General features: G+C 67.0%; 7 protein-coding genes and 2 pseudogenes. All 9 read right to left on the bottom strand.

What is annotated here, in order from left to right; translation table 11 throughout:
- Nucleotides 1–593 (bottom strand): annotated as a pseudogene (locus tag A9W96_RS19890) (histidine kinase); the annotation flags it as partial.
- Nucleotides 594–605: 12 nt separating this feature from the next.
- Nucleotides 606–1,529: a potassium-transporting ATPase subunit C gene (locus A9W96_RS19885; RefSeq protein ID WP_067142356.1), complete on the bottom strand. Its 924-nt coding sequence runs from the start codon at nucleotides 1,527–1,529 to the stop codon at nucleotides 606–608.
- 1 nt (nucleotide 1,530) lies between these two features.
- On the bottom strand, nucleotides 1,531–3,684 hold the full coding sequence (gene kdpB, locus A9W96_RS19880) for a potassium-transporting ATPase subunit KdpB (protein ID WP_067142353.1): 2,154 nt from the start codon (nucleotides 3,682–3,684) through the stop codon (nucleotides 1,531–1,533).
- Nucleotides 3,684–5,354 carry a potassium-transporting ATPase subunit KdpA gene (kdpA, locus tag A9W96_RS19875; protein ID WP_067142350.1) on the bottom strand — a complete coding sequence of 557 codons (1,671 nt, stop codon included), beginning with the start codon at nucleotides 5,352–5,354 and terminating at the stop codon, nucleotides 3,684–3,686. The genes kdpB and kdpA overlap by 1 nt, the downstream gene beginning before the upstream one ends.
- Nucleotides 5,355–5,444 carry a potassium-transporting ATPase subunit F gene (locus A9W96_RS19870; RefSeq protein ID WP_066871739.1) on the bottom strand — a complete coding sequence of 30 codons (90 nt, stop codon included), beginning with the start codon at nucleotides 5,442–5,444 and terminating at the stop codon, nucleotides 5,355–5,357. It lies immediately after the preceding gene.
- Nucleotides 5,441–5,524: a potassium ABC transporter ATPase gene (locus tag A9W96_RS19865; RefSeq protein ID WP_112631949.1), complete on the bottom strand. Its 84-nt coding sequence runs from the start codon at nucleotides 5,522–5,524 to the stop codon at nucleotides 5,441–5,443. The genes A9W96_RS19870 and A9W96_RS19865 overlap by 4 nt, the downstream gene beginning before the upstream one ends.
- Nucleotides 5,525–5,733: 209 nt before the next feature.
- Nucleotides 5,734–7,266 (bottom strand): cell wall metabolism sensor histidine kinase WalK, encoded by a 1,533-nt coding sequence (locus A9W96_RS19860; protein WP_067142346.1) that lies wholly within the window; start codon nucleotides 7,264–7,266, stop codon nucleotides 5,734–5,736.
- The gene (locus A9W96_RS19855) at nucleotides 7,263–8,036 is read right to left on the bottom strand and encodes a response regulator transcription factor (RefSeq protein ID WP_066871728.1); all 774 of its coding nucleotides are present in this window, start codon (nucleotides 8,034–8,036) and stop codon (nucleotides 7,263–7,265) included. The genes A9W96_RS19860 and A9W96_RS19855 overlap by 4 nt, the downstream gene beginning before the upstream one ends.
- Nucleotides 8,037–8,331: 295 nt before the next feature.
- Nucleotides 8,332–8,410 (bottom strand): annotated as a pseudogene (locus A9W96_RS19850) (type VII secretion protein EsxI); the annotation flags it as partial.

Below are 8,410 nucleotides of genomic sequence, written 5' to 3'. Positions count from 1 at the left end.
TCGATGCGATCGGGCGCGTAGACGTTGCCGTGAGACAGCCTGCGCCGCAACGCCTCCGGCGTGATGTCGATGAGCTCAACCTGGGAGGCCTGGCGCACGATGAAGTCCGGTATGGTCTCCTTCTGCTCGATGCCGGTGATCTGCGCGACGACGTCGTTGAGGCTTTCCAGGTGCTGGACGTTGACGGTGGAGATCACGGTGATGCCGGCGTCGAGCAGTTCCTCGACGTCCTGCCACCGCTTGGGGTTCTTGCTGCCCGGCGTATTGGTGTGCGCGAGCTCGTCGACCAGCACGACCTGGGGGTGTCGCGCCAACACGGCCGGCACGTCGAGTTCGGGGAAGCTGCCGCCGCGATATTCGACATAGCGCGGCGGGATCACCTCGATGCCCTCAAGCAGCTCAGCGGTTTTCGAGCGCCCGTGGGTCTCCACCACGCCCGCCACCAGATCGGTGCCGCGTTCCAGCCGCCGATGCGCTTCGCCCAGCATCGCGTACGTCTTACCCACGCCCGGAGCCGCACCGAGGTAGATGCGTAGCTCCCCGCGCTTGGGATGGTGGTCGCGGAGGCCGACGTCACTCACGTCAACCATCATCCCCCCTCGCCGCTAACTCGTGACCGGATACCGGTGGTCGAGTTGCAGATTAAGTTGCAGCACATTGACGCACGGTTCACCGAAGAACCCGAGTCCGCGCCCACTGCGGTTCTGCGCGACCACTGCACGGATCTGATCTGGGCTGACGTGGCGGACTTTGGCCACCCGCGCCACCTGCATCTCGGCGTAGGCGGGTGAGATGTTCGGGTCCAGGCCGCTGCCGCTGGCGGTCACCGCATCGGCCGGTACCGCCGGGACGGCCGGGGCGGCGCCGCGGATCGGCACGATCTGGCCGATCGAATAGTCGTCGCCGTACTTGGCGCATTCGACGCGCACACCCTGGTAGACGGTGAGGAACGGGGCGGCTGTCGATCCGCACGGCTCGTTGACGCTGACCACCCGGGTCGGGCGGATGACGTTGCCGCGCGCGTCCCGCGGGCCGATCACCGACAGCACCGCACCCACGCCGCCGCCCGTGCAGAACGGTCGCGACCCGTCGACCCCCTCCAGCTTGCCGACCGCGGCGCTGCGCGCGCACACCGTCGTCAACAGGCTCGGTTTGAAGCCCGCGTCCGACGCCGACTTTCCGGCCGCCAGTTGCGCCGGGTCGGCGGGCGTGTCGACGATGCTTTCCGGGCCCAGGTTGCTGCCGCCCGACGACGTCGGGTCATACCCGGCGCCGGCGGCCGACGGACGACTCTGGAAGTACTGCGGCAGCGCGTTGCCGCTGGAGTCGGTGAACGATTGGCCGATCAGTCTGCTGCCCACCGGCTTTCCGTTGGCGGTCAGAATCGACCCTTCTGCCTGGTCGCGCAGCCCGGGAAACTGCGCGATGACCCAGATGAACAGGGGATAGGCCAGGCCGGTGATCGCGGTCAGCACCAGCAGCGTGCGCAGTGCCGCGCAGTGCAGGCGGACGAAATTCGAGAACGTCATGTCAGGACATCCCTGGGATGAATTGGACGATCAGGTCGATCGCCTTGATTCCGATGAACGGGGCGACGATGCCGCCGAGGCCATAGACATAGAGGTTGCGGCTCAACAACTTTGACGCGCTGCTCGGCGTGTACCGCACGCCCCGCAGCGACAGTGGGATCAGCAGCACGATGATGATCGCGTTGAAGATGACCGCGGACAGGATGGCCGATTGCGGGCTGTGCAGCCGCATCACGTTGAGCAGATCCAGGCCGGGAAACAGTGCGACGAACATCGCCGGGATGATCGCGAAGTACTTCGCGATGTCGTTGGCGATCGAGAAGGTGGTCAGCGCGCCCCGGGTGATCAGCAGCTGCTTGCCGATCTCGACGATCTCGATGAGTTTGGTGGGATCGGAGTCCAGGTCCACCATGTTGCCGGCCTCTTTGGCGGCCGACGTGCCGGTGTTCATCGCCACCCCCACGTCGGCTTGAGCCAGCGCGGGTGCGTCGTTGGTGCCGTCGCCCGTCATCGCGACCAGCTTGCCGCCCGCCTGCTCGCGCTTGATCAGGTCGAGCTTGTCCTCGGGCGTGGCCTCGGCCAGGAAGTCGTCCACACCCGCTTCGTCGGCGATTGCCTTGGCCGTCAACGGGTTATCGCCGGTGATCATCACCGTCCGGATGCCCATCTTGCGCATCTCGTCGAACCGCTCGCGCATGCCCTGCTTGACGACGTCCTTGAGGTGGATGACCCCGAGCACTCTCGCCTCGCCGCCTCGACTTTCCCCGACGACCAGCGGTGTGCCGCCCCCGGCGGAGATGCCGTCGACGACCTGACCAAGCTGTGAGGGGACCTTGCCCCCTTGGGCGCGTACCCATTCCGCGACCGAGCTCGCTGCGCCCTTGCGCAACAGGTGACCCTCGAGGTCGACGCCCGACATCCGGGTGGTGGCCGAGAACGTCACCCATTGGGCCTGGGACAGCTCACCCGGTGTGCGCGCACGCAGCCCGAAGTGCTGCTTGGCGAACACGACAACCGAACGGCCCTCGGGTGTTTCGTCGGCCAGGCTGGACAGCTGCGCAGCGTCGGCCAGCTGCTCGGCAGAGACACCGTCGAGCGGGATGAAGGCCGCGGCCTGCCGGTTGCCCAGTGTGATGGTGCCCGTCTTGTCCAGCAGCAGGGTGTTGACGTCACCGGCGGCCTCCACCGCCCGCCCGGACATGGCGAGCACGTTGCGCTGCACCAGCCGGTCCATGCCGGCGATGCCGATGGCCGACAGCAGCGCACCGATCGTCGTCGGGATCAGGCACACCAGCAACGACACCATCACGATTCCGGTGACGCCGCTTGCGCCCAGCGCCTGGCCGTCCGGGACGCCCGGGTTGTTCGCCTTGGCGTAGATCGCCAACGGCTGCAGGGTCGCCACGGCGAAGACGAAGATGATCGTCAGCGCTGCCAGCAGGATGTTCAGCGCGATCTCGTTCGGCGTCTTCTGCCGGTTGGCGCCCTCGACGAGCGCGATCATCCGGTCGATGAAGCTCTCCCCGGGCTTCTGGGTGATCCGCACGACGATGCGGTCGCTGAGCACGGTGGTGCCGCCGGTGACCGCCGACCGGTCGCCGCCGGACTCGCGGATCACCGGGGCCGATTCGCCGGTGATGGCCGATTCGTCCACCGACGCAATGCCTTCCACCACGTCGCCGTCCCCGGGGATCACCTGTCCCGCCTCGACCACCACGACGTCGCCCTGCTGCAACTGCGGCGCGGCGACCGCTTCCTCGACCGCGGCCGCGCCGGGCGCCCAGTCCTTGAGGCGGCGGGCCAAGGTCTGGGTCTTGGCGCGGCGCAGCGTCTCGGCCTGGGCTTTGCCGCGGCCTTCGGCCACCGCTTCGGCGAGATTGGCGAACAACACCGTGAGCCACAGCCAGATCACGGTCAGCCAGGCGAACCACGTCGGGTCGATGATCGCCAGCGCGGTGCTCCAGGCGGCGCCGATTTCGACGATCAGCATCACCGGGTTGCGCCACAGGGTGCGCGGGTCGAGCTTGCGCAGGGCATCCGGGGTGGACGTCCACAGCATCTTGGGGTCGAGCAGCCCGCCCTGCACCCGTTTCCTGCCAGTGGGCGCCGCCGGCTGGGTCTGCTGCTCGGCGGGGTGGATCGCGGTCGCGGTCATCAGTGGATTCCTTCGGCGAGAGGCCCGAGCGCGAGCATGGGCAGGAACGTCAGGGCAACGACAATCAACGTGACGCCGGCGACCATGCCCACGAATTGGGGTCGGTGGGTGGGCAGGGTCCCCGCGGAATCCGGTGTGCTGCCCTGCCTGGCCAGCGATCCCGCCAACGCCAGAACGAGCACGATGGGCAGAAACCGGCCGAACGCCATGGCCAGGCCGAGCGCCGTGTTGTACCAGTCGGTGTTGGCGCTCAGGCCCGCGAAGGCCGACCCGTTGTTGTTGGCCGCCGAGGTGAACGCGTAGAGGACCTCCGAAAGCCCGTGCGGCCCGCCGTTGAGCATGCCGGCCCGTTCGCCGGGCAGCGCCATCGCGATCGCGGTGCCGGTCAGCACGATCAACGGGGTGACCAGGAAATAGCTTGCGGCGAGCTTGATTTCGCGCGGGTTGATCTTCTTGCCGAGGTACTCCGGCGTGCGCCCGACCATCAGCCCGGCCACGAAGACGGTGATCACCGCCAGCATGAGGATGCCGTACAGGCCCGACCCGGTGCCGCCGGGGGCGACCTCTCCCAGCTGCATGTTGAACATCGCGATCATGCCGCCGAGGCTGGTCAGCGAGTCGTGGGTGGAGTCGACGGCGCCGGTGGAGGTCAGCGTGGTCGCGGCGGCGAACACCCCGGAATCGGTGACGCCGAAGCGCTGCTCGACCCCCTCCATCGCCGCGCCGATCGACGTCGGCACTGTGCCGTGGTGTTGCGCCTGGAACCACAGCATGAACGCCGTGCTGATGGTGTAGAGCGTCGCCATCACGGCCGCAATCGCGAAGCCCTGCTTGGTGTTTCCCACCATGCGCCCGAAGGTGCGTGGCAGCGAGAAGCCGATCACCAGGATCAGGAAGATTTCCAGCCAGTTGGTCCACACCGTCGGGTTCTCGAACGGGTGCGCGGAGTTCGCGTTGTAGAAGCCGCCGCCGTTGGTGCCGAGCTCCTTGATGACCTCCTGGCTGGCCACCGGGCCGCCGGTGATGGTCTGCTGGGTGCCGTTGAGGGCGGTGACCACCTGGTCGTGCAGGTGGAAGTTCTGGATCGCCCCGCCGGCCACCAGCAGAATCGCGCTGAGGACGGCGATGGGCAGCAGGATGCGCAGCGTTCCGCGGACCAGGTCCACCCAGAAGTTGCCCAGCTCGCCGGTGCGTCTGCGGGCGAACCCGCGCACCAGCGCGACGGCCACGGCCATCCCGACTGCGGCCGACACGAAGTTCTGCACCGCCAGGCCGGCCATCTGCACCAGGTGGCCCTGGGTGGTTTCACCGGAGTAGGCCTGCCAGTTGGTGTTGCTGACGAAGCTGACCGCGGTGTTCCACGCCAACGAGGGCGTCATCTTCGTGGCCGGATCGTGTAGGTGCAACGGCAACTTGTCCTGCACGAGCTGGAATCCGAACAGGAACAGGATGCTGACCGACGAGAACGCCAACACGCTGCGCGCGTAGGCGCCCCACGTCTGCTCGGAGCGGGCGTCGACGCCGATCACTCGGTAGATCGCCCGTTCGACGTGGAGGTCTTTTTCCGAGGTGTACACGCGAAACATGTAGTCGCCGAAGGGCACGTGCACCACCACCACCGCCGCCACGAGTACGACGAAGAACAGGACCCCGGCCGTTGTCGTGTTCACTTAGAACCGCTCCGGGAACAGCAGCGCGCCTCCGAGGTAGAGCGCGATGAGGATCGAAAGCACCAGGCCGACCGCGTTTTGGTAGTTCACAGCCGCTCGACCAACTTCTGGGCCACGCCGAGTGCGGCGAACACCGCCACAGTCAGCACGACATACACCACCGCGCCCATCATTTCTCCGTCCCGTGCCTGCATACGAAAAGACCTCGACGAGCCAGCCACCGCGCGCCGGCCAAGTCAGCTCGAAACTAATTGGGGCACGCGGGCAACGGGCTTTGGGTTGACGCTTTCCTAACAGCGCCGCAGCGGCTCTTTACGTTTCCTTTACGGCCCGCCGACCCGGTAGATGCGCAGACAAAGGGTGAGTAGGGCCGGCTGAATTACCGGCTCGACGCGGGATGGGCCGGATCGTCCACCAGCGGCAGCCGGACCCGGAAAACCGTGCAGCCCTCGGTGGATTCGGCCGTTACCGAACCATGATGGGCCTTGACGACCGAACTGACGATGGCTAGGCCCAAACCGTTGCCCGAGCCGTTGGATCTCGACTTGTCGGCCCGGACGAACCGCTCGAACAATCTGGGCAGGAGGTCCTCGTCGATGCCCGGGCCGTCGTCGGTGACGGTTATTTCCGCATACGGTGCGGGATCGTCACGGCGACAGGTGATTCCGGTCGTCACCGTCACCCCGGGCGGGGTGTGTACGCGGGCGTTGCTGAGCAGGTTGCTGACCAGCTGATGCAACCGGGCGTGATCGCCGCGCACCCACACCGGCTCGTCGGGCAGTTCCTTGACCCAGTGGTGCGTCAACGCGGCGACCCGCGCGTCGTTGACGGCATTGCTGACCACCTCGGCCAGGTCGACGTCTTCGGATTGCAGGTCTTGGCCTTCGCCCAGCCGGGACAGCAGGAGCAATTCGTCGACGAGCAAGGCCATCCGCCGTGCCTCGGACTCGATGCGGGCCAACGCGTATTCCGTGGTGGGCGGCAGCGCCGAACTGTCCTGGCGGGTGAGTTCGGCATAGCCCTGAATGGCGGCCAGCGGGGTGCGCAATTCGTGGCTGGCGTCGGTGATGAACTGGCGCATCCGCAGATCGGACTCGACCCGGTGCGCCAGCGCGCTATCGACGTTGTCCAACAAGCGATTCAACGTGTGCCCGACGATCCCGACCTCGTTTTGCGGGTTGGTGTCCTGCGGGGGGACGCGGACGCTGATCCGGTGGTCGTCGCCGGTGAGCGGCATGGCGGCGACATCGGCGGCGATCGCTGCCAGCCGGCGCAGCGGGCGCAGCGTGTAGCCCACCACCCACACGGTGAGCCCGGCGGTGATCACCAACGCGGTCGCGGTGAGCACCGTGGTAGTGAGTTGTTTGCGCGCGATGATGCGGTCGGCGAGGTTCTGCGACACCCCGACGACGAGGACGTCGGACCCGACGACGGTGCTGTCGACGCGATGCGGCCCGAGCCTGCCGAGGATCTCGGTGCGCGGCGGTCCATCGCCCCACGTTTGCGCTTGCAGATCTTGGACGACGTCGGGCGGCGCGGGCCTCGGTTCGTCTTCGGAGAACACCGCTGACCCGATCACGGTGCCGTTGTGCAGCACGGCGATGAGGTTGCCCGGCGTCTGCCCGGTGAACTCCAGCATCGCCTGGGCGATCGGCGGGGTGCCGGGATGCGACGAAACGTGTTCGCCGTTCTGGTATTTCGTGTACTGATGGCTGAACGCGTCCAAGGACTCGGCGACGTCGGCATCGCTCATGATGTTGACATAGCCGCGCAGGCTCAGCACCGAGACGATGCCGACCGTCACCAGCACCACGCTGACCACGGCCAGCACACCGAGCAACAACTGGCGGCGCAGCGAGTGGGGAAACCACCGGGAATAGGCCCCGGAGGCGGTGCCCCGGTCTCGGGTCATTCCGCCGGCCGCAGCATGTACCCCACCCCGCGGACGGTATGAATCATCGGTTCGCGCCCGGAGTCGATCTTTTTTCGCAGGTAGGAGATGTAGAGATCGACGATGCTGGTGCGCCCGGCGAAGTCGTAATTCCAGACGCGGTCCAGGATCTCGGTGCGGCTCAGCGCGCGGCGGGGATTGCGCATGAGGAAACGCAGCAGTTCGAACTCGGTGGAGGACAGCGATATCTTGTCGCCGGCGCGGGTGACCTCCCGGCTGGCGCTGTCGACCTTGAGGTCGCCGACCTTGAGGGTTTCGGCGGTCGGCGTGGGTTGCTGGCCGGACCGGCGAAGCAGCCCGCGCAGCCGGGCGACCAGTTCCTCGAGGCTGAACGGCTTGGTCATGTAGTCGTCGGCGCCCGCGGTCAGACCGGTGACCCGGTCCATCACCGAGTCCCGCGCGGTGAGGAAGAGGGTGGGGGTGTAGGCGTCGGACTGGCGGACGCGTTCCAGGATCCGCAACCCGTCGACATCGGGAAGCATGATGTCGAGGACGAGGACGTCGGGGCTGACCCGGTCGAACTTGGCCATGGCCTCGCGCCCGTTGTGGGCGATGTCGACCACCCAGCCCTCGTAGTGCAGCGCCATCTTCACCAGGTTGGTCAGCGCCGGCTCGTCGTCGACCAGCAAAACCCTGATGGGGGATCCGTCGGCGCGGGAAATCCTGGGCAGCTGGCCCAGGATGGCTTGGCGTGGGCGCTGCGAACTGGAGTATTCCGACATCACGGTCATGTTCCTACATTGTGGCAAGACACATACAGGATTGTCACGGAGTTCATAGAGTTCTCAAATGTGGCAAACCCTCGTCGGCCACGGTGGGAGGCCGTTCTCCCGCCCCGATGCGGCGCGAACCCGGCTCCGCGCCGCGCCGGATCGGGTTGCGGCCCTTGCCGATTCCGGATTCCTCGGCGGCCGGATCGCCGAGTCCATCCAGTGTCGTTGCAGCACGGGTGGATTGGGCTACCCGCATACGAAAACCGGGGCCGCACACCAGATCGGTGCGCGGCCCCGGCGTCGAGAGAAGGTGTCAGGCCCAGCTGGACCCAACGGCGCTGTCGGTGCTGGCCATGTTGCTGCCCGCGGACTGGACCTTCTGTCCGTGGGAG

This window comes from Mycobacterium sp. 1245852.3, from assembly GCF_001669335.1.
Lineage (GTDB): Bacteria > Actinomycetota > Actinomycetes > Mycobacteriales > Mycobacteriaceae > Mycobacterium > Mycobacterium europaeum_A.
The sequence above is the reverse complement of the archived record's forward strand: the minus strand, read 5'-3'. Positions and strand labels throughout refer to the sequence as shown.